The organism is Mycobacterium sp., from assembly GCF_965230835.1.
Lineage (GTDB): Bacteria > Actinomycetota > Actinomycetes > Mycobacteriales > Mycobacteriaceae > Mycobacterium.
The window spans coordinates 4,154,637-4,179,439 of the sequence record NZ_CBDDLW010000002.1; the positions used below are offsets into that span (position 1 = coordinate 4,154,637).

The 24,803-nt window shown below is 62.7% G+C and carries 20 protein-coding genes and 2 pseudogenes; 16 read left to right on the top strand and 6 right to left on the bottom strand.

Features of this window, described 5'->3' with window-relative positions; genetic code table 11:
• Positions 1 to 308 precede the first annotated feature (308 nt).
• Positions 309 to 3,461: an isoleucine--tRNA ligase gene (gene ileS, locus ACO07W_RS19045; protein WP_421845228.1), complete on the top strand. Its 3,153-nt coding sequence runs from the start codon at positions 309 to 311 to the stop codon at positions 3,459 to 3,461.
• Positions 3,462 to 3,808: 347 nt separating this feature from the next.
• On the top strand, positions 3,809 to 5,227 hold the full coding sequence (locus ACO07W_RS19050; protein ID WP_421846108.1) for a DNA polymerase IV: 1,419 nt from the start codon (positions 3,809 to 3,811) through the stop codon (positions 5,225 to 5,227).
• Here ACO07W_RS19050 and ACO07W_RS19055 read toward each other — a convergent pair.
• Positions 5,192 to 6,169: an asparaginase gene (locus ACO07W_RS19055; protein WP_421845229.1), complete on the bottom strand. Its 978-nt coding sequence runs from the start codon at positions 6,167 to 6,169 to the stop codon at positions 5,192 to 5,194. The genes ACO07W_RS19050 and ACO07W_RS19055 overlap by 36 nt on opposite strands.
• A 52-nt stretch (positions 6,170 to 6,221) precedes the next feature.
• On the opposite strand from ACO07W_RS19055, the gene lspA reads away from it, so the two are divergent.
• Together lspA and ACO07W_RS19065 are read left to right on the top strand one after the other, a co-directional pair.
• Complete coding sequence (gene lspA / locus ACO07W_RS19060; RefSeq protein WP_421845230.1) at positions 6,222 to 6,815, top strand: signal peptidase II; 594 nt, start codon at positions 6,222 to 6,224, stop codon at positions 6,813 to 6,815.
• The gene (locus ACO07W_RS19065) at positions 6,815 to 7,741 is read left to right on the top strand and encodes an RluA family pseudouridine synthase (RefSeq protein ID WP_421845231.1); all 927 of its coding nucleotides are present in this window, start codon (positions 6,815 to 6,817) and stop codon (positions 7,739 to 7,741) included. The genes lspA and ACO07W_RS19065 overlap by 1 nt, the downstream gene beginning before the upstream one ends.
• Positions 7,742 to 7,754: 13 nt before the next feature.
• Here the strand turns inward: ACO07W_RS19065 and ACO07W_RS19070 are convergent, their stop codons facing one another.
• From ACO07W_RS19070 to ACO07W_RS19080, 3 genes are all read right to left on the bottom strand, one after another.
• On the bottom strand, positions 7,755 to 8,525 hold the full coding sequence (locus ACO07W_RS19070) for a class I SAM-dependent methyltransferase (RefSeq protein WP_421845232.1): 771 nt from the start codon (positions 8,523 to 8,525) through the stop codon (positions 7,755 to 7,757).
• A 268-nt stretch (positions 8,526 to 8,793) separates the two neighbouring features.
• Complete coding sequence (locus ACO07W_RS19075; RefSeq protein WP_421840071.1) at positions 8,794 to 10,068, bottom strand: IS256 family transposase; 1,275 nt, start codon at positions 10,066 to 10,068, stop codon at positions 8,794 to 8,796.
• A gap of 154 nt (positions 10,069 to 10,222) precedes the next feature.
• The gene (locus ACO07W_RS19080) at positions 10,223 to 10,633 is read right to left on the bottom strand and encodes a group I truncated hemoglobin (protein WP_421845233.1); all 411 of its coding nucleotides are present in this window, start codon (positions 10,631 to 10,633) and stop codon (positions 10,223 to 10,225) included.
• Positions 10,634 to 10,867: 234 nt separating this feature from the next.
• On the opposite strand from ACO07W_RS19080, the gene ACO07W_RS19085 reads away from it, so the two are divergent.
• From ACO07W_RS19085 to ACO07W_RS19120, 8 genes and pseudogenes are all read left to right on the top strand, one after another.
• On the top strand, positions 10,868 to 11,902 hold the full coding sequence (locus ACO07W_RS19085) for an SDR family NAD(P)-dependent oxidoreductase (RefSeq protein ID WP_421845234.1): 1,035 nt from the start codon (positions 10,868 to 10,870) through the stop codon (positions 11,900 to 11,902).
• Positions 11,903 to 11,906: 4 nt separating this feature from the next.
• Complete coding sequence (locus ACO07W_RS19090; RefSeq protein WP_421845235.1) at positions 11,907 to 12,710, top strand: SDR family NAD(P)-dependent oxidoreductase; 804 nt, start codon at positions 11,907 to 11,909, stop codon at positions 12,708 to 12,710.
• A 34-nt stretch (positions 12,711 to 12,744) separates the two neighbouring features.
• Positions 12,745 to 13,176, top strand: a complete 432-nt coding sequence (locus ACO07W_RS19095) for a type II toxin-antitoxin system Rv0910 family toxin (RefSeq protein ID WP_421845236.1) — start codon at positions 12,745 to 12,747, stop codon at positions 13,174 to 13,176.
• Between the two features lie 85 nt (positions 13,177 to 13,261).
• Positions 13,262 to 16,792: a DNA polymerase III subunit alpha gene (gene dnaE / locus ACO07W_RS19100; protein ID WP_421845237.1), complete on the top strand. Its 3,531-nt coding sequence runs from the start codon at positions 13,262 to 13,264 to the stop codon at positions 16,790 to 16,792.
• A 128-nt stretch (positions 16,793 to 16,920) separates the two neighbouring features.
• Entirely contained in the window at positions 16,921 to 18,759 is a 1,839-nt protein-coding gene (fadD11, locus tag ACO07W_RS19105; protein ID WP_421845238.1) for a fatty acid--CoA ligase FadD11, read from the top strand.
• 220 nt (positions 18,760 to 18,979) lie between these two features.
• A complete protein-coding gene (locus ACO07W_RS19110) occupies positions 18,980 to 19,123 on the top strand; it encodes a hypothetical protein (RefSeq protein ID WP_421845239.1) in 144 nt (47 codons plus the stop codon).
• A 193-nt stretch (positions 19,124 to 19,316) separates the two neighbouring features.
• Positions 19,317 to 19,712: pseudogene (locus ACO07W_RS19115) on the top strand (PPE family protein); the annotation flags it as partial.
• A gap of 593 nt (positions 19,713 to 20,305) precedes the next feature.
• Positions 20,306 to 21,397 carry a hypothetical protein gene (locus ACO07W_RS19120; protein ID WP_421846109.1) on the top strand — a complete coding sequence of 364 codons (1,092 nt, stop codon included), beginning with the start codon at positions 20,306 to 20,308 and terminating at the stop codon, positions 21,395 to 21,397.
• A gap of 215 nt (positions 21,398 to 21,612) precedes the next feature.
• On the opposite strand, the gene ACO07W_RS19125 is transcribed toward ACO07W_RS19120, so the two are convergent.
• Entirely contained in the window at positions 21,613 to 21,822 is a 210-nt protein-coding gene (locus tag ACO07W_RS19125) for a hypothetical protein (RefSeq protein ID WP_421845240.1), read from the bottom strand.
• Positions 21,823 to 21,926: 104 nt separating this feature from the next.
• On the opposite strand from ACO07W_RS19125, the gene ACO07W_RS19130 reads away from it, so the two are divergent.
• The 3 genes and pseudogenes from ACO07W_RS19130 to ACO07W_RS19140 form a co-directional block, all read left to right on the top strand.
• On the top strand, positions 21,927 to 22,364 hold the full coding sequence (locus tag ACO07W_RS19130) for a nitroreductase family deazaflavin-dependent oxidoreductase (protein ID WP_421845241.1): 438 nt from the start codon (positions 21,927 to 21,929) through the stop codon (positions 22,362 to 22,364).
• 43 nt (positions 22,365 to 22,407) lie between these two features.
• Complete coding sequence (ilvA, locus tag ACO07W_RS19135) at positions 22,408 to 23,697, top strand: threonine ammonia-lyase (RefSeq protein WP_421845242.1); 1,290 nt, start codon at positions 22,408 to 22,410, stop codon at positions 23,695 to 23,697.
• A 299-nt stretch (positions 23,698 to 23,996) separates the two neighbouring features.
• A pseudogene (locus ACO07W_RS19140) lies at positions 23,997 to 24,284 on the top strand (DUF5319 family protein); the annotation flags it as partial.
• 51 nt (positions 24,285 to 24,335) lie between these two features.
• Here the strand turns inward: ACO07W_RS19140 and ACO07W_RS19145 are convergent.
• Positions 24,336 to 24,650 (bottom strand): hypothetical protein, encoded by a 315-nt coding sequence (locus ACO07W_RS19145; RefSeq protein WP_421846185.1) that lies wholly within the window; start codon positions 24,648 to 24,650, stop codon positions 24,336 to 24,338.
• On the opposite strand from ACO07W_RS19145, the gene ACO07W_RS19150 reads away from it, so the two are divergent.
• The gene (locus ACO07W_RS19150) at positions 24,561 to 24,758 is read left to right on the top strand and encodes a DUF5319 family protein (protein WP_421846110.1); all 198 of its coding nucleotides are present in this window, start codon (positions 24,561 to 24,563) and stop codon (positions 24,756 to 24,758) included. The genes ACO07W_RS19145 and ACO07W_RS19150 overlap by 90 nt on opposite strands.
• The last annotated feature ends 45 nt before the right edge of the window (positions 24,759 to 24,803 follow it).

Consider the following 24,803-nt stretch of genomic DNA (forward strand, 5'->3'; position numbering starts at 1 on the left):
CAGGCGTTTGCTGCGGCCGACTAGTGCCTTGCCGTCAGGCTGGCGCCGCGCAATGTATGTCAATGGATTTGCGGTGTTTGAGTAGAATCGGTGCAGCGGCACTGATCCGGCCATCACCGGGGAGTCTTCGGAAGAACAGCCAGCTGGCCCAGTAGACCCGAACGGGTAGGCCCGTCATAGCCGAAGTTGAGCGGCCACGTTCGAGGTGGCAAGCGGGGTGGTACCGCGGCGTTTGCGCACCGGCGTGGCGTCGTCCCCAGGCACGTAATGCCCTAAGTGGCACAGTGGCACAGGAGACGATGCGCGCAGTGAACGAAAACTGTTACCCGAAGCCGCCTAGCGGGGCACCCAACTTCCCGGCTCTGGAACTCGAGGTCCTCGACTACTGGGCCCAGGACGAAACTTTTCAGGCCAGCATCGCCCAACGAGAGGGCGCTTCGGAGTTCGTGTTCTATGACGGGCCCCCGTTTGCCAACGGCCTGCCGCACTACGGGCATTTGCTCACCGGCTATGTCAAGGACATCGTGCCGCGGTACCGCACCATGCGCGGTGACAAGGTCGAACGACGCTTCGGCTGGGACACCCACGGCTTGCCTGCCGAACTCGAGGTCGAGCGCCAGCTCGGCATCACCGATAAATCCGAGATCGACGCCATGGGAATCGCCGCGTTCAACGATGCCTGCCGTGCATCCGTGCTTCGCTACACCGACGAATGGCGGGCGTACGTGACTCGTCAAGCCCGCTGGGTCGACTTCGACAACGACTACAAGACACTGGATCTCAGTTACATGGAGTCGGTGATCTGGGCTTTCAAACGACTATCGGACAAAGGTCTTGTCTACGAGGGCTACCGGGTTCTGCCGTACTGCTGGCGTGACGAAACTCCGTTGTCCAACCATGAATTGCGGATGGATGACGACATCTACCAAAGCCGCCAAGACCCTGCGCTCACGGTTGGCTTCAAGGTAGTAGGCGGCCCACCGGAAGCTGGATTAGACGGCGCCTACCTCTTGGTTTGGACGACCACACCGTGGACCCTGCCGTCCAACCTCGCGGTTGCTGTGAACCCGGATGTTAGCTATGCGAACGTCAGAGTCGGCGATCGTCGTTTCTTGCTGGCCGAGGCGCGGCTAGCCGCTTACGCGCGCGAACTCGGCGACGAGCCCGAGATTCTTGGAACCTTTCGCGGAGCCGACTTGGTCGGGATCCGGTATGCGCCGCCTTTTGCGTATTTCTACGATCCAGTGTCCTCGCCCAACGCTTTTCAGGTACTGCCGGGCCACTTCGTGACGGTCGATGATGGCACAGGAGTCGTCCACATGGCGCCGGCCTACGGCGAGGACGACATGGCAGTTACCGATTCGGTTGGCATCGTGCCTGTCACACCGGTGGACGCGAAGGGCCGGTTCGACGCCACCGTTGACGACTACCGGGGGCAACACGTCTTCGATGCCAATACACAGATCATCCGGGATCTAAAAAACCAGACTGGTCCGGCGGCGGCGAACGGAGCGATTGTGATCCGCCACGAAACCTATGAACACCCATACCCACACTGTTGGCGCTGCCGCAACCCGTTGATCTACCGGGCGGTGTCGTCTTGGTTTGTCTCGGTGACCCAATTCCGGGACCGGATGGTCGAACTAAACCAGCAGATCACCTGGTATCCCGAACATGTCAAAGATGGGCAGTTCGGCAAATGGCTGCAGGGCGCCCGCGATTGGTCGATCTCACGGAATCGCTACTGGGGAACTCCGATCCCGGTGTGGAAGTCCGACGACCCGGCTTACCCGCGCATCGATGTATACGGCAGTTTAGACGAGCTGGAGCGCGACTTCGGTGTTCGCGTCGACAATCTGCATCGGCCCCACATCGATGAGCTCACCCGACCCAATCCCGACGACCCCACAGGGCGCAGCACAATGCGCCGTATCCCCGACGTGCTCGACGTGTGGTTCGACTCGGGCTCGATGCCTTACGCCCAGGTGCACTACCCATTCGAGAACGGTGACTGGTTTGTGGGCGGGGCTGTCGCAGAAGCGCACTACCCGGGAGACTTCATCGTCGAGTACATCGGGCAGACCCGCGGCTGGTTCTACACCCTGCATGTGTTGGCGACCGCCCTGTTTGATCGACCGGCATTCAAGACTTGTGTGGCGCACGGGATTGTGCTGGGCTCCGACGGCCAGAAGATGAGCAAGTCGCTACGCAACTATCCGGACGTAACCGAAGTGTTCGAACGCGACGGCTCCGATGCCATGCGATGGTTCCTGATGGCCTCGCCGATTCTGCGCGGCGGCAATCTGATCGTTACCGAACAGGGCATCCGCGACGGTGTTCGGCAGGTTTTGCTGCCGCTGTGGAATGCCTACAGTTTCCTCTCCCTTTACGCGCCGAGAGTTGGTACCTGGCGCACTGATTCGTCACACGTGCTAGACCGCTACATCCTGGCGAAGCTGGCTCAACTGCGCGCCGATCTCAGTGCGGAGATGGAGGTTTGCGACCTGTCGGGGGCCTGCGAGCAGTTGCGGCAATTCACCGAGGCTTTGACGAACTGGTATGTGCGACGGTCGCGTTCGCGCTTCTGGGAAGAAGATATCGATGCAATCGACACGCTGCACACCGTCTTGGAGGTCACCGCGAGACTGGCCGCTCCGCTGCTTCCCCTGATCACAGAGATGATCTGGCGCGGCCTTACCGGCGGGCGCTCGGTGCACCTCACGGATTGGCCGCAGGCGGGGGAACTGCCCGCCGACGCCACCCTGGTCGACGCGATGGATATGGTTCGCGAGGTGTGCTCAGCAGCTTCTTCACTGCGAAAGGCCAAAAAGTTGAGAGTGCGCCTTCCGCTGCCAAAACTCACTGTGGCGGTGGAGAGCCCGCAGCTACTGGAACCGTTCACCGATCTGATTGGCGACGAACTCAATGTGAAGCAGGTTGAACTCACTGACGCGATTGACACCTATGGACGGTTCGAGCTCGCCGTCAACGCCCGGATTGCTGGGCCGCGGCTCGGCCAGGAGGTGCAGGGAGCAATCAGAGCGGTCAAGGCCGGTGAAGGTGTCGTCAACCCGGACGGCACGTTGACGGCGGGGTCCGTGCTGCTGCAGCCCGAGGAGTACAGCTCCAGGTTGGTGGCGGCCGATCCCGAGTTCACCGCGGCACTGTCCGCGAGCGCCGGTCTGGTCGTCTTGGACGGCGGGGTGACTCCGGAGTTGGAGGCCGAGGGCTGGGCCAAGGACCGTATTCGTGAACTGCAAGAGCTGCGCAAGTCCACCGGACTGGATGTTTCCGACCGTATCCGCGTGGTGATGTCGGTGCCGGCAGACCGCGCGGACTGGGCGCACACTCACCGCGATCTCATCGCTGGCGAGATCCTGGCCACCGATTTCGAGTTCGGCGATCCGGCCGATGCTGTAGAGATCGGTGACGGTGTGCGGGTGGCGCTCGCCAAAACGTGAGCACGGAGGTACGCGGGCGGTATCTCGAGGCGATGGGCCCCGGGTTCGACAGAAATGCGAAATCCGGCCGGGTAGCGACATCGCGAGGCGGAGCCGGTGACCACCGCGCCGGGCGGCAGTCCTCTGGAATGGGTTGGCCAGAGGGCTGGTCTTGCCGGTAAGTGAGGCTGCGTGACGCACCGCCGAGTCGACGTCAGCCAGCACCGACGACTGTTGACGTTCCACCGGCCGAGCACAGGCCGTTGAGTTCGATGCGCCGTGGGTGTCTGCGAGAAGCGTCTTGTCGTCGGCGAGACGTCAGTTTGAGCGGGGGACCAATAGCATCGACAAGTGTGGAGGCCCGCTGGGTGCTGCACCTGGACATGGATGCGTTCTTCGCTTCCGTCGAACAGCTCACACGTCCGACTCTGCGGGGTCGGCCGGTGCTTGTTGGCGGGCTTGGTGGGCGTGGAGTCGTGGCTGGGGCGAGCTATGAGGCGCGGGCTTTTGGCGCCCGGTCGGCTATGCCGATGCATCAGGCCCGCCGGCTCATCGGTGCGACGGCGGTGGTACTGCCGCCGCGTGGAGCGGTATACCGGGTCGCCAGCCGGCGAGTCTTCGACGCTGTGCGCGCAATGATGCCGGTTGTCGAACAGCTGTCCTTCGACGAGGCTTTTGGGGAGCCGCATCAACTTGCCGGGGCGTCGGCCGAGGACGTCGAGATGTTCTGTGAGGACTTGCGGCGCTGCGTTTACGAATCGACCGGCCTGACTGCCTCGGTGGGCGCGGGCTCGGGTAAGCAGATCGCGAAGATCGCGTCTGGTCTGGCTAAGCCGGACGGAGTGAAGGTGGTCCGGCGCGCTGCAGAGCGATCGCTGCTCGACGAGTTGCCGGTGCGGCGGCTGTGGGGGATCGGTCCGGTTGCTGAAGAGAAGTTGCATCGGCTTGGGATCGAGACGATTGGGCAGTTGGCCGCGCTGAGCGACGTCGAGGTGGCCAACATCTTGGGCGCCACTGTAGGGCTCGCTCTGCACCGGCTGGCCCGCGGCATTGACGATCGCCCGGTCGCGGAGCGGGCCGAAGCAAAACAAATCAGCGCTGAGTCCACATTCGCGGTAGACCTGACAACTTTGGAACAGGTGCGAGAAGCGATTGACCCGATTGCTGAGCAAGCTCATCAACGGCTGCTGCGAGACGGCCGCGGTGCGCGCACCGTCACAGTGAAGCTAAAGAAATCAGACATGACGACACTGACCCGTTCGGCGACGATGCCCTATGCGACCGCCGACGCCGCTGCGCTGCTCGTGGTCGCTCGGCGACTGCTGTTGGATCCGGTTCAGGTGGGGCCTATTCGTCTTGTCGGCGTTGGGTTTTCGGGATTGACCGACGTGCACCAGCAGTCGTTGTTCCCAGATCTGGACTTGTCGGGAGAGGTCTCGGACACCCGTCAGCCGATCGAATCGAGAGGAGCGATACCGCCAGTCCGGCAAGACACTTCGCCGTTGTGGTCGGTCGATGCCGCGCGGTGGCGCGTGGGAGACGATATTTTCCACCGTGACCTAGGGCACGGCTGGGTTCAGGGCGCCGGGCACGGTGTTGTTACGGCCCGATTCGAGACCCGTGATTCGGGCCCGGGCCAGGCTCGGACATTTCCCATCGATACTGCCGACGTCACGGTCGCTGATCCGGTCGACAGCCTGGACTGGCCGGATTTTGTCGGTGAGCCTGGAGCCGAAGAGCTGACCGCTAGCTCAGCCCCAACGGTCGACGACCTCGAGGACCGGTAGCCTGGCCGCCAGCGCGGCCATCAGCAGTACTCGAGTCTGGGACGGCGGCAGCTGTGGAACCATCACCGCGCCAGCTTCGACCAGGTCGTATCCGGGACCATACCCCGCACCCACCGTCCCGCCGGCGACTCGGGTGGACACCGCGACCAGCACACCGGCGCGGCAGTGGCGGCGCACGCCGTCGATCACGGCGGGCCCAGCATTGCCTGAGCCCAGGGCCTCTAGCACTATGGCGCGAGCCCCGGCGGCGACACAGGCGTCTAGCGCGACCGCATCGCTGCCCGGGTACACCGAGATGATGTCAACCCGTGGCGCTTCGGCGGCGCGAAGATCGCCGAGATGGGGCCGAGCTTTGTTGGCTCTCGTCATGCCACCCGCCGCGCTGCCGACCATCTTCCCGGCGAAAGCGTTCAGGTCACCGGTGGCCACCTTGTGCAGGCCCAATGGTTGTAATACTCGGCCGGCGAAACATACCAGCACGCCGAGGTCGCGGGCAGCCGGGTCAGCGGCCACCGCCAGCGCGTCGCGCAGATTGGCCGGACCGTCGGCGTCGGGGGAATCGGCACTGCGCATCGCCCCGGTCAGCACCACCGGGGCAGTTCCTGAGTAGGTGAGGTCTAGCCATAGTGCGGTCTCTTCGAGGGTGTCGGTTCCGTGCGTGATGACTACGCCGGTGGCGCCGTCTGGTCCGCTTTCGGTCGTGGCTTGCACCGCGACGTGGATCCGATCCCAATCGGCAGGGGTGAGCTGTGAGCTGTCAACCGCCAGCAGATCGACTACCTCGACGTCGTGGCCGGCTTCGAGGCCCGCGGTCAGCTCCCGTCCGCTGCGGGCGGGCCGGCGGACCCCCTCGGCGCTGACATTGGTTGAGATGGTCCCTCCGGTGGTGATGACGGTGAGCCGGCTCATGCTGGGATCATCCCGCATCGGTCGCGCTCGCATCCGGGCGCGGGGGTGGGCCCGCGACAGGCTGTCACTAGGGGATGATGGGGGAGTGCCTGACGAACCGACCGGATCGGCTGATCCGCTGACTCCACCCAGGGAAGCCGACGGGACCGGGGAACCTGACGATGCGGCCCAGCGGAGGCCTCCGAGGCGGCGGTTGCGCCTGCTGTTGTCGGTCGCAGCGGTCGTGCTGACCCTTGATGTCGTCACGAAAGTGCTGGCTGTGAAGCTGCTCCCGCCCGGTCAGCCGGTTTCGATCATCGGCGACACAGTTACCTGGACCTTGGTACGTAACTCAGGGGCCGCCTTCTCGATGGCGACCGGATATACCTGGCTACTGACGTTGATAGCGACGGGAGTGGTGGCCGGGATCTTCTGGATGGGACGGCGGCTGGTGTCGCCGTGGTGGGCTCTTGGCCTCGGCATGATCCTCGGTGGCGCCATGGGCAATCTGGTCGATCGTTTCCTGCGGGCGCCTGGCCCGCTGCGGGGACATGTCGTGGATTTCTTGTCGATTGGCTGGTGGCCGGTGTTCAATGTCGCCGATCCGTCGGTTGTCGGTGGCGCCATCCTGCTTGTCGTCTTGTCGATATTCGGCTTCGACTTCGACACGGTTGGGCGGCGACGGGCCGACCAGCTCTGATGGTCGATCGCTCGATGTTCGTTCCGGAGGGACTGGCGGGCATGCGCGTTGATGCCGGGGTGGCCCGTCTGCTGGGCCTGTCCCGCAGCGCCGTGGCTGTGCTCGCCGAATCCGGCGAGGTCGAACTCGACGGTAACCAGGTAGGAAAGTCCGATCGCCTGACGTCAGGTGCCTGGTTGCAGGTGCGACTGCCCGAGCCGCCGGCGCCACCAGAAAACACTCCGGTCGACATTGAAGGTATGCGGATTCTGTATTCCGACGAAGACATCGTCGTCGTCGACAAACCGGCTGCGGTGGCTGCTCACGCGTCGGTGGGGTGGACCGGTCCGACGGTGCTCGGTGGGCTTGCTGCGGCTGGCTACCGAATTACCACGTCAGGAGTGCACGAACGGCAGGGCATTGTGCATCGCCTCGACGTCGGCACATCCGGGGTGATGGTCGTGGCGATCTCCGAACGTGCCTACACCGTGCTCAAACGGGCGTTCAAGCAGCGCACCGTAGAAAAGCGCTACCACGCTCTGGTGCAAGGGCATCCAGATCCCGCCAGGGGAACGATCGATGCACCGATCGGGCGTCACCCCGGTCATGATTGGAAGTTCGCGGTCACCAAGAGCGGCCGGCACAGCATCACCCACTACGACACGCTGGAGGCTTTCGTCGCGGCCAGCCTGCTTGACGTGCATCTGGAAACCGGACGCACGCACCAGATTCGGGTGCATTTCGCCGCGTTGCATCACCCGTGCTGCGGCGATCTCGTATACGGCGCTAACCCAGCACTCGCGACAAAACTTGGTCTGGAACGCCAATGGCTGCACGCGCGTTCGCTGGCATTCACCCATCCCGCGGATGGTCGCCGAATAGAGATTGCCAGCCCGTATCCGGCTGATCTGCAGCACGCACTGGATGTGCTGCAAGACGAGCAGTGACCGAAACCGGCCGTTAGTCGGCCTGCCGTTGTGGTTTGTGGGCCTCAACGAGAACCCGCGCGGCGTAGGTGACGAAGGGTCCGTCGGTCTCAATACTGCGATGGAGTTCCTGCAGCCGGTGGTAGTAGCGCTCCACGGTAAAGTCCGGCACCGCCCAAATCACTTTGCGCAGGAAGTAGATGATGGCGCCGATGTCGAAGAACTCTTCGCGTAGCCGTTCCATGCGCATGTCCACGACCTGTAGTCCAGCAGCTTCGGCCTGCGCGCGTTGCGTGTCAGGGTGCCGTTGGGTCCACGCTTCGGGCTGCGGCCCGATGAAATACTCGACGAGTTCGGACACCGTGGCGGGTCCGACGTGGTGCGCGAAGTAGGTTCCGCCGGGGCGCAGCACGCGGGCGATCTCCGGCCACCATACTGTGTTCGGGAAGCGGCTGGTTACCAGGTCGAACGCCTCGTCTGCGAACGGCAATACCGATTCGTCCGAAGTGGCGATGACCACCACTCCGCGCGGGTGCAGGCGCTTGGTTGCCAGTGCAGCGTTGGGCGGCCACGACTCTACGGCGGCCATGGTTGGTGGGAATATCTCTGCCCCAGCCAGTACCTCTCCACCTCCGGTTTGGATGTCCAACGCGGCCGACGCGACGGCCAACCGCTGGCTCATCAGGTGTTGGTATCGCCACGACGTGCGTTCCTCGGTCGCGCGGCCGTCCAGCCAGGAGAAATCCCAACCGTCTACGGACGCCGACTCAGCTTCTGCCACCAAGTCCTCGAACGTAGGTCCCATGTTGGCATTCTGGTCAACAACGAGCTGCCATGTAGCCGAAGGAGAAAGCTGGGTCGGCCGGTATTTTGACTGCGTTTGGTAGGCGACCGGGTGTTTCGTTAGCCGGGTTTGGTAGACGTCCAGTACGCAGACGGGCAGATCGGCGTTTGACCGGCAACCGGCCGCGGTGTGGCGTCCAATTGTTCGTTGCGTCACGCAGGATGGTTTTGTCGGGGTGGCGTCTTAGGACTGGTGTAAAAACGCTGGGCGCATGTTCCTGGTGGTCATGTTACGCGGCGGTGGTGTCGGTCGTGGTTGTTGTGGTGGGGGGATGCAGTGGGCGGGGTGGCTCGAGCAGTTGGTGGCGTAGTTCTTGGAGGTGGCGGCTGGTCGCTGATGTTTGGGTGACTCCGCGCCAGCCGCGGCTGGCGCGGTCGAGGACGGCCCATACCAGCGACAGACAGCTGGTTTCGCCGGGTAGGCGGCCGATGACCTTGACCCGGCGACGGGATTCTCCGAAGGTGCGTTCGATGAGGTTGGAATGGCGGATGCGTGTCCAGTGTTGGCGGGGGAAGCGCAAATGCACGCTCAGCGAGGCGAAGTCGTTGGCCAGGCAAGCGACCGCGGCTGGGTAGAGCCCGCGGTATGTGGTGGTGAACTCCTCGGCGCGGCGGGTGGCTTCATCCACGGCCTGCTGGCCGGGTGGCTGGTCAATGTCATCGAAGATCGACCAGAACGCGGCTTTGATCTCGTCCTGGACCGCGACAGGTGTCTTGGCGATGACGTTACGGCAGCGATGGATCAGACACCGCTGACGCAGGCTTGCCGGAAACGTGGTCTCCCATGCGGCGATCAGGCCCGGCGCCCCGTCGGAGATGCCCAGTAGCGGCGGGCGTAGTCCCCGGTTCCTCAGGTCAGCCAAGAAGTCGGCCCACGCATCAGCCGACTCCGCTGCGGCTGGGGCCAGCCCAATAAACAGGGGCTTGCCGTCGGTGCAGATGCCCCAGGCGGCCAGCACCGGCTCGGCCGGGGCGTTGGGATGCATCCGAAAGTTCGAGGCATCCAAGAACAGGTAGTCCAACACCAGCTCATCAAGGCGTCGAGACGACCACGCAGCGAACTCGTCTTTGATGGCCGCACAAATCCGGCTCACCGTCGAGCGCGACAACGCCGCCTGCGAGCCCAGCACCTCGGCCAACGCGGCCTCGATGTCGCGATCCGACAAACCGCGCACCCATCCCGAAATCACCAACGCCTCCAGAGCGTGGGTGCGCGTCACCCCGGCACCGAATAGCCGCGAACAGAACCGCTCGTCGGTGTCGCGTAGTTTCGGGCGGCATAATTCGACCGAGCCCATCGTGGTCTTCACCGTCGCCGGCGGTTGATACCCATTGCGGTACCCGCCCGGGCCGTCCTGAACCCGACGCTGGTGACGGGCTCGGCCCAACACTGCTTCTACCTCGGCCTCCACGGCGACCTGAAACACCAGACGCACCGATAACCGCCCGACCTCCTCCAAAATCTCGGTCAACGGCCGCTCGGTCGCGGCGAACAACTGATCCATCTCAACACGCACACGCTCAATCGGCGATACTCGCTTGGTCACGGGCGTAGCCCCTCCTTCATAGCTTTCGTCGGTTGCGACGGAACCTACGCCCGTGACCATTTACACCAGCGATGAGACGCGACCTTTGTCGGCGCACGTTGGCGTGGCGTCGTTAGACCTCGGCCGTGACGTTCCCCGTCGATACGACGTCGGCCGCCAGCGGTGAGATGAGGTCGAGAATCTCGGTGACCGTGCCGGAGGGAACTCCCGCGGCGGTTAGCGCTTCGCCCAGGTGGTTCGCAACCAGGTTGAAGTGCTGTATCGATATTCCGCGACCCTGGTGCACCTGCTTCATCGGGGCGCCGGTGTACGGTTCGGGACCGCCAAGAGCGGCCGCGAAGAATTCGGCCTGTTTGCCTTTGAGCCGGCTCATGTTCGTGCCGGTGAAGAAGGTGGACAGTTGATCGTCGGCAAGCACACGGCTGTAGAAGTCCTCGACGACGACTTCAATCGCCTCAAGGCCGCCGATCTTGTGGTAGATGCTGATCGTTTCACGCTTGCGGAATCGGGACAGTAGACGCATATAACTAGCTGAACATCGCCTGGTTGCGCCTCCGTTAGGCCACTATCACGTTCGGATCACCGTACGTAACAGGCGGGTTGATTGAGGTTCAGGGGGATCGGTCAGGCACGCCAGCGTCCACGAGACGCGGGCTGTGCATCCGGGGGTGCCCTCTAATCTGTTTCCCACGAATGCCTTAGGTTGGTTGTATGACTTGTGTCACGTTTCTCACACCGTCTGCAGGAGCGACAAACGATGAATCTTGGTGAACTAACGAACCTTGTCGAAAAACCGTTCGCAGCAATTTCCAACATCGTCAACACTCCGAATTCGGCTGGGCGATATCGGCCTTTCTATCTCAGGAACCTCTTGGACGCGATGCAGGGCCGCAGGCTGAGCGATGCAGTCGATGGCAAGGTCGCGCTCATCACCGGCGGTTCGTCCGGAATCGGAGAAGCCGTCGCAAAGAAGATCGCGGAAGCGGGCGGCACGGTGGTGCTGGTCGCACGGACTCGGGAGAATCTGGAACGAGTCGCCGACGAGATCACGGCGATGCGAGACGTCCACGGCAACGGTGGGCGCGCCCACGTTTATCCGTGCGATCTGTCCGATATGGACGCCATCGCAGCGATGGCCGACCAAGTCCTGGCGGATCTCGGGCGCGTCGATATTCTGATCAACAACGCGGGTAGGTCTATTAGGCGCTCGCTCAAGTTGTCCTACGATCGAATACACGACTACCAGCGGACAATGCAGCTGAATTACCTGGGCGCGGTGCAGCTCATCCTCAAAGTCATTCCCGGAATGCGCGAACGGGGTTTCGGGCACATCGTTAATGTTTCCTCAGTCGGCGTGCAGACACGTGCGCCGCGGTTCGGTGCCTACATAGCCAGCAAAGCGGCGCTCGACAGCTTATGTGACGCGCTGCAGGCCGAAACCGTGAACGAGGACGTGCGATTTACCACCGTGCACATGGCCCTGGTCAGGACGCCGATGATCAGTCCGACGACGATGTACGACCGGTTTCCGGCGCTGTCGCCAGAGCAGGCAGCCGGGGTGATCGCCGATGCGATCGTGCACCGCCCCCGCCGCGCAAGCTCACCGTTCGGGCAGTTCGCCGCCGTGGCCGACGCAGTCAACCCGGCCGTGATGGACCGTGTTCGTAATCGCGCATTTGGCATGTTCAGAGATTCCGCCGCTGCCAAGGGAAGCGAATCCGTTACTGACGTCGCAGATCTCGACAAACGAAGTGAAACGTTTGTGCGAGCTACCCGAGGGATACATTGGTGACACCATGAGCCTTCCCAAACCGGACAATCAGACCACCGTTGTCGTGACCGGCGCGTCCTCTGGGATCGGTACCGAATTGGCTCGTTGCCTGGCCGGGCGGGGTTTCCCGCTGATGCTGGTCGCACGGCGCCGCGAGCGCCTCGACGAACTGGCCGAGCAGTTGCGCGAAGCGCACCAGATCGCGGTTGAGGTCTTGCCGCTTGACCTCGCCGACGCACAATCGCGGGCACAGCTGCTGGACCGCTTGCGTAGCGACTCGATAGCCGGTCTGTGCAACAGTGCGGGCTTCGGCACCAGCGGGCGATTCTATGAGTTGGCGTTCGAGCGCGAAAGCGAGCAAGTCACCCTCAATGCGTTGGCGTTGATGGAGCTCACTCGTGCGGTTTTGCCCGGGATGGTGGAGCGCGGCACGGGTGCGGTGCTCAACATTGCCTCGATCGCTGGTTTTCAGCCAATTCCCTACATGGCGGTGTACTCGGCGAGCAAGGCGTTCGTGCTCACGTTCTCGGAAGCCGTCCAGGAGGAGTTGCACGGAACGGGCGTGTCGGTCACGGCGTTGTGTCCGGGTCCGGTGCCCACCGAGTGGGCCGAGATCGCTAGTGCGGAGCGGTTCAGCATCCCCCTTGCGCAAGTCTCGCCACGCGACGTAGCCGAGGCCGCGATCGAGGGGATGTGTGCCGGCAGGCGCGGCGTGGTGCCGGGCTTGGTGCCCAAGGCCGTCAGTATTGGCGGCCGCCTGGCTCCGCGGGGTCTGCTGCTACCTGCGCTGCGGATCGGAAACCGGCTACGCGGCGGACCCAGTCGCTAGCGTCCATCGTCGCGTCGGCGGCTAGGCTTTGACAATGGCTGCCGTCGAGATGAGCGCCAACGTGCCGTTGTCACCGCAGCGCACATGGGACCACGTTTCGGATCTGTCGGAGTTGGGCGACTGGCTTGTGTTGCATGAGGGATGGCGCTGCGAGCTTCCCAGCGAGCTCGCGGTTGGCACCGAGATCGTCGGCGTGGCACGTGCGAAGGGTATGCGGAACCGGGTGACGTGGACGGTGACGACGTGGGCCCCGCCGAACGCCCTTGCATTGTCCGGGTCGGGTAAAGGCGGCATGAAATACGGTGTGACGCTCGCCGTAGAGCCCAGCAAAGACGGCTCCGCGCTGAGTCTGCGCCTTGAGTTGGCTGGGCGTGCGTTGTTTGGTCCGCTCGGCTCCGCGGCAGCTCGCGCTGTCAAGAAGGATGTGGAGCAGTCGCTGAAGCAGTTCGTCGAGCGGTATGCGTAGCAGGTTACGGATGCCTCATCGGTACCGGACACGCTCGGCGACACGCCGACCAGCCGTCAGTGCTCAGTCATAGACTGGCGTCTCTATGAACCAGTCTTTCGTGCACCTGCATAACCACACCGAATATTCGATGCTGGACGGTGCCGCGAAGATCGCCCCCATGCTTGCTGAGGTGGAGCGGCTAGAAATGCCTGCGATCGGGATGACCGATCACGGAAACATGTTTGGCGCCAGCGAGTTCTACAATTCAGCGACAAATGCCGGTGTAAAGCCGATTATCGGGGTCGAGGCCTACATAGCTCCGGCGTCTCGGTTCGATACCCGGCGGATTCTCTGGGGTGATCCCAGCCAGAAGGCCGACGATGTCTCAGGAAGCGGTTCCTACACACACTTGACGATGGTCGCCGAGAACGCGACTGGCCTTCGTAACCTGTTCAAACTATCTTCGCTGGCGTCTTTTGAGGGCCAGCTAAGTAAATGGTCGCGAATGGATGCCGAGCTGATCTCGGAAAACGCCGACGGCATCATTATCACCACGGGATGCCCTTCTGGGGAAGTTCAGACTCGCCTCCGGCTTGGTCAGCAGCGCGAGGCGCTGGAGGCGGCGGCTAAGTGGCGGGAGATCGTCGGAGCCGACAACTACTTCTTGGAGTTGATGGACCACGGGCTCGCGATTGAACGACGTGTCCGAGACGGGCTGCTCGAGATCGGTCGGGCGCTCAACATTCCACCGCTGGCCACCAACGACTGCCACTACGTCACCCGTGACGCCTCCCACAATCACGAGGCGCTGCTTTGTGTGCAGACCGGGAAGACGCTGTCGGATCCGAATCGATTCAAGTTCGACGGCGACGGCTACTACCTGAAGTCGGCCGCAGAAATGCGCCAGCTGTGGGACGACGAGGTGCCGGGCGCCTGCGACTCCACGTTGTTGATTGCCGAGCGAGTGCAGTCCTATGCCGAGGTGTGGACTCCACGTAGCCGGATGCCCGTCTTCCCGGTGCCCGATGGGCACGACCAGGCTTCATGGCTGCGCCACGATGTGAACTCCGGTCTGGCCCGGCGGTTCCCTGCGGGTCCGCCGGATGATTACGTTGCGCGCGCGGACTACGAGATCGAGGTCATCTGTTCCAAGGGTTTCCCGTCCTATTTCCTGATCGTCGCCGATCTGATCAGCTATGCGCGGTCGGTGGGCATTCGGGTCGGCCCTGGCCGGGGTTCGGCCGCCGGCTCGCTGGTGGCTTATGCCTTGGGCATAACCGACATCGATCCGATTCCGCACGGCCTGCTGTTTGAGCGGTTCCTCAACCCAGAGCGTACGTCGATGCCCGACATCGATATCGACTTCGACGACCGCCGCCGCGGTGAAATGGTGCGCTACGCGGCTGACAAGTGGGGCCACGATCGAGTCGCTCAGGTCATCACTTTTGGCACCATTAAAACCAAAGCAGCGCTAAAGGATTCGGCGAGAATTCACTACGGGCAGCCGGGATTCGCGATTGCGGACCGGATCACCAAGGCGCTGCCGCCGCCGATCATGGCTAAGGATATTCCGCTGTCGGGAATCACCGACCCGGACCATGACCGGTACAAGGAAGCCGCAGAGGTCCGCGGTCTGATCGAGACCGACCCGGACGTCCGAACCATTTACCAGACGGCGCGCGGGTTAGAGGGCCTGATTCGCAACGCGGGCGTGCACGCCTGCGCGGTAATCATGAGCAGCGAGCCGCTGACCGAATCTATCCCGCTGTGGAAGCGACCGCAGGATGGCGCCATCATCACCGGCTGGGATTACCCGTCTTGCGAGGCCATCGGCCTGCTGAAGATGGACTTCTTGGGTCTGCGAAATCTGACGATCATCGGCGACGCGATCGACAACATCAAGGCCAACCGCGGCATCGACCTGGACTTAGAGGCGTTGCCGCTCCATGACACGGCCGCCTTCGAGCTGCTGGGCCGTGGCGACACGCTGGGAGTATTCCAACTTGACGGCGGGCCGATGCGTGATCTCCTGCGTCGGATGCAGCCTACCGGTTTCGAGGATATCGTCGCGGTGTTGGCGCTCTATAGGCCCGGTCCGATGGGGCAAAACGCGCACAACGACTACGCGGACCGCAAGAACGGCCGTCAGGCGATCAAGCCGATCCACCCGGAGCTTGCCGAACCTCTTGCGGAGATTCTATCTGAGACCTACGGCTTGATTGTCTACCAAGAGCAGATCATGCGTATCGCGCAGAAAGTGTCCGGCTACTCGTTGGCCCGCGCCGATATTCTGCGTAAGGCGATGGGCAAGAAGAAGCGCGAGGTGCTAGACAAAGAGTACGAAGGCTTCGCAGAAGGAATGCGGGGCAACGGCTTCTCTGCGGCGGCGATCAAAGCGCTATGGGATACGGTTCTGCCGTTTGCTGACTACGCGTTCAACAAGTCTCACGCGGCTGGCTACGGCCTGGTTTCTTACTGGACTGCCTACCTCAAGGCAAACTATCCCGCCGAGTACATGGCCGGCCTGTTGACATCGGTGGGTGACGACAAGGACAAGGCGGCCGTTTACCTGGCAGACTGTCGCAAGCTCGGCATCACGGTATTGCCGCCCGACGTCAACGAGTCCGGCCTGAACTTTGCGTCAGTTGGCACTGATATCCGCTATGGCTTGGGGGCGGTGCGAAATGTCGGAGCCAACGTTGTGGGTTCGTTGATCAAAACCCGCAGTGAGAAAGGCAAGTTCACCGACTTTTCGGACTACCTGAACAAGATCGACATTTCGGTATGTAATAAGAAGGTTACCGAATCCCTGATCAAGGCGGGTGCTTTCGATTCGTTAGAGCATCCTCGTAAAGGGCTTTTCCTGGTGCACACCGATGCTGTGGACTCGGTGCTGGGCACCAAGAAGGCCGAGGCCATGGGGCAGTTTGATCTGTTCGGCGGCAGCGACAGCGGAACTGACGCGGTGTTCACCATCAAAGTGCCGGCCGAGGAGTGGGAAGACAAACACAAACTTGCCCTAGAACGGGAGATGTTGGGCTTGTACGTGTCCGGTCATCCGCTCAATCGGGTCGCACACCTTCTCTCCGCGCAGGTCGATACCGCAATTCCGGCGATCCTTGACGGCGATATTCCCAACGACACCCAGGTAAGGGTTGGCGGCATCCTTGCCTCTGTCAATCGTCGAGTAAACAAGAACGGAATGCCCTGGGCGTCAGCGCAATTAGAAGATCTAACTGGTGGTGTCGAAGTGATGTTCTTCCCGCACACCTACTCCAGCTATGGCGCTGAAATTGCCGACGACGTGGTGGTACTCGTCAACGCCAAGGTGGCCATCCGCGATGACCGCATCGCACTGATCGCCAATGAACTCGCGGTGCCTGACTTTTCCGGTGCTGACGTCGATCGGCCGCTGGCGGTGAGTCTGCCCACAAGGCAATGCACCTTAGACAAAGTCAGTGCACTCAAACAGGTGCTCGCCCGCCACCCGGGGACGTCGCAGGTGCATCTGAGGCTTATCAGTGGAGATCGAATCACCACACTCGAGTTGGATCAGTCGCTGCGGGTTACTCCATCGCCTGCCTTGATGGGAGACCTCAAAGAGCTGCTCGGCCCGGGGTGTTTGGGCGGCTAGCGGTGGTCGCCGGGCTGGACTAAGAACCTGCTGCCGTGTGCGCGGACGTGGTTTTCCGTGGCTGGTTCTAACGTACGCTTCACCGGCGTGACAAGGGCGATGTAGAACTGGCGCTAAGGAGAACGGAAATGACCACAGCCGAGCGTCCGGCCACCATCTGCGCGGCTTTTCAGCGCAACGTGGAGATCGATCCGGACGCCGTCGCCGTGCGAACGCCGGGCGACACGCAGACGCTGACTTGGCGAGAGTACGCGACGCAAGTACAGCGAGTCGCAGCCGGCCTGGCGGGTTTGGGTATTCGGCGGGGCGACACGGTTTCGCTCATGATGGCTAACCGCGTCGAATTTTATCCGCTTGAAGTCGGAGCCCAACATGCTGGCGCCACGTCATTTTCGGTGTACAACACGTTGCCAGCTGAGCAGCTCGCCTACCAGTTTCGCAATGCCGGAGTCAAGGTGGTGATGTGCGAGGAGCAGTACATCGATCGCATCCGCGCCAGCGGTGCGCCGATCGAGCACATCGTCTGTATCGACAGCTCTCCGGCCTGCGGCGCCGAGGCGAACGTCTTGTCAGTCGGAGAACTGTATGCGGCGGCTCCCGACGACTTCGACTTCGAGTCAGCTTGGCGCGCAGTGCAGCCTGACGACGTTGTCACTCTCATCTACACCTCTGGCACGACCGGAAACCCTAAAGGTGTCGAAGTGACGCACACCAACCTGCTGTTCGAGGGCTACGCGATTGATGCGGTGTTCGGAATCCAGTTCGGTGATCGGGTTACCTCCTTCCTGCCGTCGGCGCACCTTGCAGACCGCATGACCGGTTTGTACGTCCAAGAGATATTCGGTACTCAGGTCACGGCGGTCTCCGACGGTCGCACTATCGCGGCGGCCCTGCCCGACGTGCGGCCCACCATTTGGGGCGCTGTGCCGCGGGTATGGGAGAAACTTAAGGCCGCAATCGAGTTCGCGATCGGACACGAGACCGACGAAATGAAGCGACAGGCGACGCAATGGGCGCTGTCGGTTGCCGCTAAACGCGCCACAGCCCTGCTCGCTGATGAAACGATGTCGGAGGAGATCGCCGCTGAATGGTCGAAGGCCGACGAGTTGGTATTTTCGAAGATTCGGGAGCGGCTCGGTTTCGGCGAGCTTCGCTGGGCGGTTTCGGGGGCCGCGCCTATCCCCAAAGAGACACTGGCTTTCTTCGCCGGAATCGGTATCCCGATCGCAGAGATCTGGGGCATGTCGGAGCTGAGTTGCATAGCAAGCGCAAGTCATCCGCGCGATGCGCGCGTGGGAACAGTCGGCAAACTGCTGCCCGGGCTGGAGGGCAAGATCGCCGAGGACGGCGAATATCTGGTCCGTGGGCCCCTGGTGATGAAGGGCTACCGCAACGAGCCCGCGAAGACGGCTGAAGCGATCGACGCCGACGGCTGGCTGCACACCGGCGATATTTTGGAGATCGATTCCGACGGCTATCTGCGGGTGGTGGATCGGAAGAAGGAATTGATAATCAATGCAGCCGGAAAGAACATGTCGCCGGCAAACATCGAAAACACCATCTTGGCAACGTGTCCGATGGTCGGGGCGATGGTCACTATCGGAGACGGACGTCCTTACAACACGGCGCTGATGGTATTCGATGCCGATTCAGTCGGTCCGTACGCAGCCCAGCATGGACTATCTGATGGGTCTCCTGCGGCCCTAGCGGCGAACCCCGAGGTGATCGCGCGAATTGCCGCCGGAGTGGCCAAAGGCAACGCCAAACTGGCGCGGGTGGAACAGATCAAGCGGTTCCGCGTTTTGCCCACGTTGTGGGAACCCGGAGGCGATGAAATCACGTTGACGATGAAGCTCAAGCGCCGCCCGATATTCGCCAAGTACTCCGCGGAGATCGAGGAGCTCTACGAGCATGAGATACGACCGGGAGTCCATCTGCCGGCTGCTGGGCTATCGGGGGGCCGATGATGATCGCACGGGAAGTCGGACATTTGGGGGTGCCAAAGCTCCTTGAGGGCAACGGAATTTTTGACGAGGCACTGAAGCCTTTGGTCAGCTGACCCAAGAGCCTGCTCAGGGATTGCGGGCGATCTGCGTAAAATACGCGGCATCGCCGGATGACCCGGCTGCAACGTTCGTATTCGCCTTTCTCATCGTTTGGTCAAAGATCCGGTGGGCGGAGCACAAGATGCACGCCGAAACCATTGAGAATTCGGCGATTTCAGGCAGCAGCTTGGTAGTGCGCTCGATTGTGCGGGACGAGGCGATCAGACTTTCTGGGCTGTTGAAATTCGGGATTTTGCGTGAAGTGGGTGCTGTTTTGGGTTTGTGAGATTTTTGTATTGAAGGGGGGCCCTTGGGGTTTTTGGTGTCTGGTGTTACGGTTGTGCCCCTCGGATTTAGCACAGGTAATGCTCAGTCCTTTGGCAGGAAAGGCTCAGGTTGATGGATGGTTGCGGGTTTTTTGGGGGTGTGTGGTTGTGATGGAGTTTGCGTTTTTGCCGCCGGAGGTTAATTCGGCGCGGATGTTTTCGGGTGCGGGGGTTGCTCCGATGTTGGCTGCTGCGGCGGCTTGGGAGGGGTTGTCTGCGGAGTTGAGTGCGGCCGCGGAGTCGTTTGGGTCGGTGACGTCGGGGTTGGCCAGTGGGTGGTGGTCGGGTCCGGCGTCGGTGGCGATGACGGTGGCGGCGGCTCCGTATGTGCAGTGGTTGAGTGCGGCGGCTGGGCGTGCGCGCCAGGCTGCTGGGCAGGCCTCGGATGCGGCGGCTGTGTTTGAGGCTGCGCAGACGGCCACGGTGCATCCGGGGGCGGTGGTGGCTAATCGTGGACAGATGCAGGCGTTGGTGACCACGAATGTGTTGGGGCAAAACACGCCGGCGATTGCTGCGACCGAAGCGGTCTATGTGCAGATGTGGGCGCAGGATGTGGGTGCGATGACCGGCTATGAGTCGGGTGCGGCTGCGGTGGTTTCGTCGTTGACACCAGCTGCGCCGTTGCAGGTGGTGATGTCGGGTGCGGCTGCGGGGGAGCCGGCGGCAGCGGCTGGTGGGACGTCGGCGGGGTTGGGGTCGCAGGTGGTGTCGGCGGCGACGTCGGTGGCGCCGTTGGTGGCGACGCCGGCTGGGTATGCGATTTCGCCGTTGATGTCGTTGTTGAGTGGTGGGTCTGGTGGTGCCGGGGTGCCGATTGCGGCGAGTCCGGCTACGGTGGGGCCGGAGGCCGCGGCGGACTATTCGTTGGCAACGGTGGCGCTGGTGGCAACGCACCGATCGCCGCCGCTGGCGGTGATGGCGGGGTCGGCGGTGCGGGCGGAGCGGCCGGACTCTTCGGTAACGGTGGCGTCGGCGGCAACGGCGGCAGCGCTTCGGCCGGTGCAATCAGCGGTGACGGTGGCGCCGGTGGTTCTGGCGGCCGCGGTGGTGTGCTGCTCGGCGACGGCGGCGACGGCGGTGATGCGGGCTCTCCAGGGTTTTTCGGTGATGGCGGTGATGGCGGTGCTGGCGGCAGTGCTGGTCTGCTGTTTGGCAATGGCGGCGATGGCGGCAACTCCAGTCTGCAGGCCGACACCTTCGGTGGTGACGGTGGTGACGGTGGTAACGGCGGTCTGCTATTCGGTGGCAATGGAGGCAATGGAGGCAACGGAGGCACCGTAAACAATGTCGGCAGCGTCGGCGGCCCGGGCAATGGAGGTGCTGGCGGCAACGCGGGGCTGTTCGTTGGTGCTGGTGGGAATGGCGGTTCTGGTGGCAACGTATTCGCTATGCCCGATGCCGGTGGTAACGGCGGGGTCGGCGGGAACGCGGGCCTCTTGTTCGGCGCCGGCGGAAACGGCGGGGACTCCGGGACCTTCGGTACAGGCGGGAACGGCGGCCGGGCGGGTCTCCTGATCGGCGACGGCGGCGCCGGCGGTGACTCGGGAACCGGCGGCAGCGCCGACGGTGGCGGATTGAATGGCGGTGCCGGGGAGGTCGGCGGTGCTGGCGGCGATGCCGGGCTGCTGGTCGGCGACGGTGGTGCCGGCGGTAGCGGGGGAGTTGGCGGCAACGCCGCTCGTGACGGCTTCAACGCGGCGGCAGGTGGAGCAGGCGGGGCTGGTGGCAGGGCAGGTTTGCTGATCGGCGAGGGTGGCGCCGGCGGCACCGGTGGCGCCGGCGGCAACGCGGCCGACGTTGCGTCCGAAGCTGGAGCAGGTGGCGCCGGCGGCAGCAGCGGCAGTTCTGGGCTGTTATTCGGAGATGGCGCTGATGGTGGCGGCGGCGGGGAGGGCGGTGACGCTGGAACCGGGTTCTTCTCGAATGCCGGAATAGGAGGCGCGGCAGCTAACGGTGGCGACGCTGGGCTGTTGTTCGGCAACGGCGGAGCCGGTGGCAACGGCGGAGCCGGTGGAGCGGGCGGGACCAGCGGTAGCGGCGGTCCAGGTGGGGCCGCCGGTAACGGCGGCAACGCGGGACCGGTGTTCGGCAACGGTGGGGCCGGAGGCAACGGTGGGGCCGGAGGCAACGGCGTAGTCGACGGCAACGGTGGGGCCGCTGGCACCGGAGGAACTGGTGGGCTGCTGCAGTTTGGAATGGATGGGCCAAACGGTTCGCCAGGCGCTGATAGCTGAAGTAACCGCCCTCGAAAAATGACCGCCATCAGTGTCGCGGCGGTGCGATGAGCGCACGCGTTGTGCCGCGATCCGTTGAGGCGGTCTTTAACAGCGGCATACTGCTCTGTTGGATCGCGCAGTCTGTATCAGGCCCAACCGAAACCGCCCCGGGAGCAACCGAAATCGCGGGCGTGAAACAGGGCTCTATTGACGAGTCTTGACAGTTGTTCTGGTTAGCGCTGATGTCGGCCGACTACTTTGAGCGCCAGTCCGATGATGACGGCCGCTGCCGCGCCGCTGAGCACAGACGGTGCCGCGCTGGCTGTAATCGCGCCCACGAGCAGCAGCGTGATGCCCCCGGCGATGACGGCGAACAGCTTGTGTCGTGGCCAGGGCACACCAGCAATAAGAACAACCGAAGTGTTCGAGGTGGGCGCGATCATCGGGCTGAGGCTATCCCTAACTTCAAGTTTCGAGCAACCGAAACAACGGATGGGGCTGGCCCCACACCGGCACGGGGTGATCGGGTCGGGCATAGAATGCCGATATGCCACTTTCCGGTGAATACGCGCCCGGCGCTGTCGATTGGTCTCGCGAGCAAGCCGACACTTACATCGAGTCCGGCGGAACTGCTGGTACCGAAATTATGGGAAAGCCCGTCGTTCTCCTGACCACTGTGGGAGCCAAGACCGGAAAGCTTCGGAAGACGCCGCTGATGCGTGTCGAGTATGACGGCGAATACGCTATCGTCGCCTCACTCGGTGGGGCACCGAAAAATCCGGTCTGGTACCACAACGTAGTGAAGAATCCGCGGGTCGAGCTACAGGATGGCACTGCGAGCGCTGACTATGACGCACGTGAAGTGGTGGGCGACGAGAAGGCAGTGTGGTGGAACCGGGCCGTCGAGGTTTGGCCCGACTATGCGACCTATCAGGCCAAGACGGACCGCCAGATTCCGGTGTTCGTGCTGACCCCCGTGCGCTGAGCCGCCTAACGAGGCAGCCGGGGCCGCGTGGCACCATTGATCGGTGCCCGCCGACCTGCCCCGAAGCTCGAACGCCGCGCCGTTTCCTGGACTTTCTGCGCAGGATATCGACGGCGCGGTCAAACGAATCAGTCCGGCGGTGACGGCCACGCCGTTGCAGCTCAGCGATCGGTTGTCGAATATCACCGGCGCTACCGTGTACCTGAAACGCGAAGATCTGCAGACGGTGCGTTCCTACAAGTTGCGCGGCGCCTACAACCTATTGGTGCAGCTCTCTGACAAAGAGTTGGCGGCAGGCGTCGTGTGCTCCTCAGCCGGAAATCACGCGCAGGGGTTCGCCTACGCGTGCCGATCGCTAGGTGTCCACGGCCGCGTCTATGTGCCGGCCAAGACGCCCAAGCAAAAGCGGGACCGGATTCGTTACCACGGCGGGGAGTTCATCGAGCTGATTGTGGGTGGGTCGACTTACGATCGTGCCGCGGCATCGGCCCTCGACGACGTCGAACGCACCGGCGCTACGTTGGTGCCACCATTCGACGACGTGCGTACCATGGCCGGCCAGGGCACGATTGCCGTCGAGATTCTCGCTCAGCTCGACGTTGAACCTGACCTAGTGGTAATCCCAGTCGGTGGAGGCGGCTGTATCGCTGGGATCAGCACCTATTTGGCCGAGCGGACGGCAACCACGTCGGTGCTCGGCGTCGAGCCGGCAGGTGCCGCCGCGATGATGGCGGCGTTAGCGGCGGGTGAGCCGGTGACACTGGACCATGTTGACCAGTTTGTCGACGGCGCCGCAGTGAGTAGGGCCGGTGCGCTGACCTATGCGGCATTGGCCGCCGCTGGTGACATGGTGTCAATCACTACCGCCGACGAGGGGGCGGTCTGCACCGCGATGCTTGATCTCTATCAGAACGAAGGGATCATCGCCGAACCAGCCGGTGCCTTATCGGTGGCCGGTCTGCTGGAAACCGATGTCGAACCCGGATCGACTGTGGTGTGCCTGATCTCAGGTGGTAACAACGATGTATCTCGTTATGGCGAGGTGCTGGAGCGCTCGTTGGTCCATCTTGGCCTTAAACACTATTTCTTGGTCGACTTCCCGCAGGAGCCCGGTGCATTACGCAGATTTCTCGACGACGTGCTCGGCCCAGGTGACGACATTACTTTGTTCGAATACGTAAAACGGAATAATCGGGAGACCGGCGAGGCGCTGGTGGGTATCGAGCTGGGGTCAGCTGCGGATCTAGACGGTTTGCTGGACAGGATGCGAGCGTCTGACGGCCACGTCGAAGCCCTTGAGCCCGGTTCGCCCGCATACCGCTATCTGTTGTAGCCAAAGAGGCCTCGCGCAAACCGCCATCGGTTTTCCGAGGTCTTCGCGAGCTGGTTCTTCGCCAGCGAGGGTGTTCCACCGTGGGAGGGCATGAATCCGACGGAGGCTGCGGGCCGCGTACCCTTCCCGTTGGAGAGGCAACGCTGGTCCTTGATCAGCACCACAGCGGCTTTCTGATCCTCTTCGGGCAGGTGCGCCCACTTTTGCACTCATCACCTAAGCTCATCCACAAGTTTCGGTCATTGCTCACCCAACCCTGACTACAGTGGGTGCTTTTCGTGGATGGTAGGACAGTCTTTATGGTCCCTTCTGGTTTGCCTCCCGATCCGTTTGCCGAACCCGCGAGCGATAGCCCTATTCCGGGTTTCAGCGTGACCCCGGCCGCGTTCCGCAATGTCCTCGAATACCAGATTTCAACCGCCCATGTGTTTGAGCGTGTCCTGTCCGCTTACGGCTTCAAGGGTGTCGCCACGTTTTGCCAGGCGTGCGGCGTAGACCATTGTTTAACGTGGCATGCGATGGTCGATGGCATGGAATGCCTTCGTGCCGGGGCGCCGCCACCACCGCATGAACCCGCACACCACACCGACCCGGAAAACTATCGTTCCTGGCTGTATTGTGTCGGATTTCTTGACGGGCTAACCAACACCACCGCTCAACACGCCGCACAAGCGGATATTGACCAACAGTTCCTTACTCCAATGGAATTCGAATCCGAAATCGGAGACGATCTTCTTGTTGACATTCCCGATGATGCCGAACCGCAAATAGATCGACTTGACCAGAATGATGGGGATGGATGTTTTGTTGCACCAGACCCCGACGCCGTGATCAGCACTCGTGACATGCTGCAGCCGCACGGCATCCGGGGACTTGTGGTCTTGTGTGACCGCTGCCATGAGCCGCACTGCTACACCTGGGGAGCGATCCAACGCCACCACGCCAGCAGTCACAGTGACGGGCCGGTTTCTGTGACGAACCCCAACCCGCGGTTATACGCGGACTGGGAATACGCCACCGGATTTCTCGCCGCAACACAAACACACCACAAACCCGCATAACAACACGCTATTTTCCGCATTCCGGCGTATTCAGAACTTCCCCCG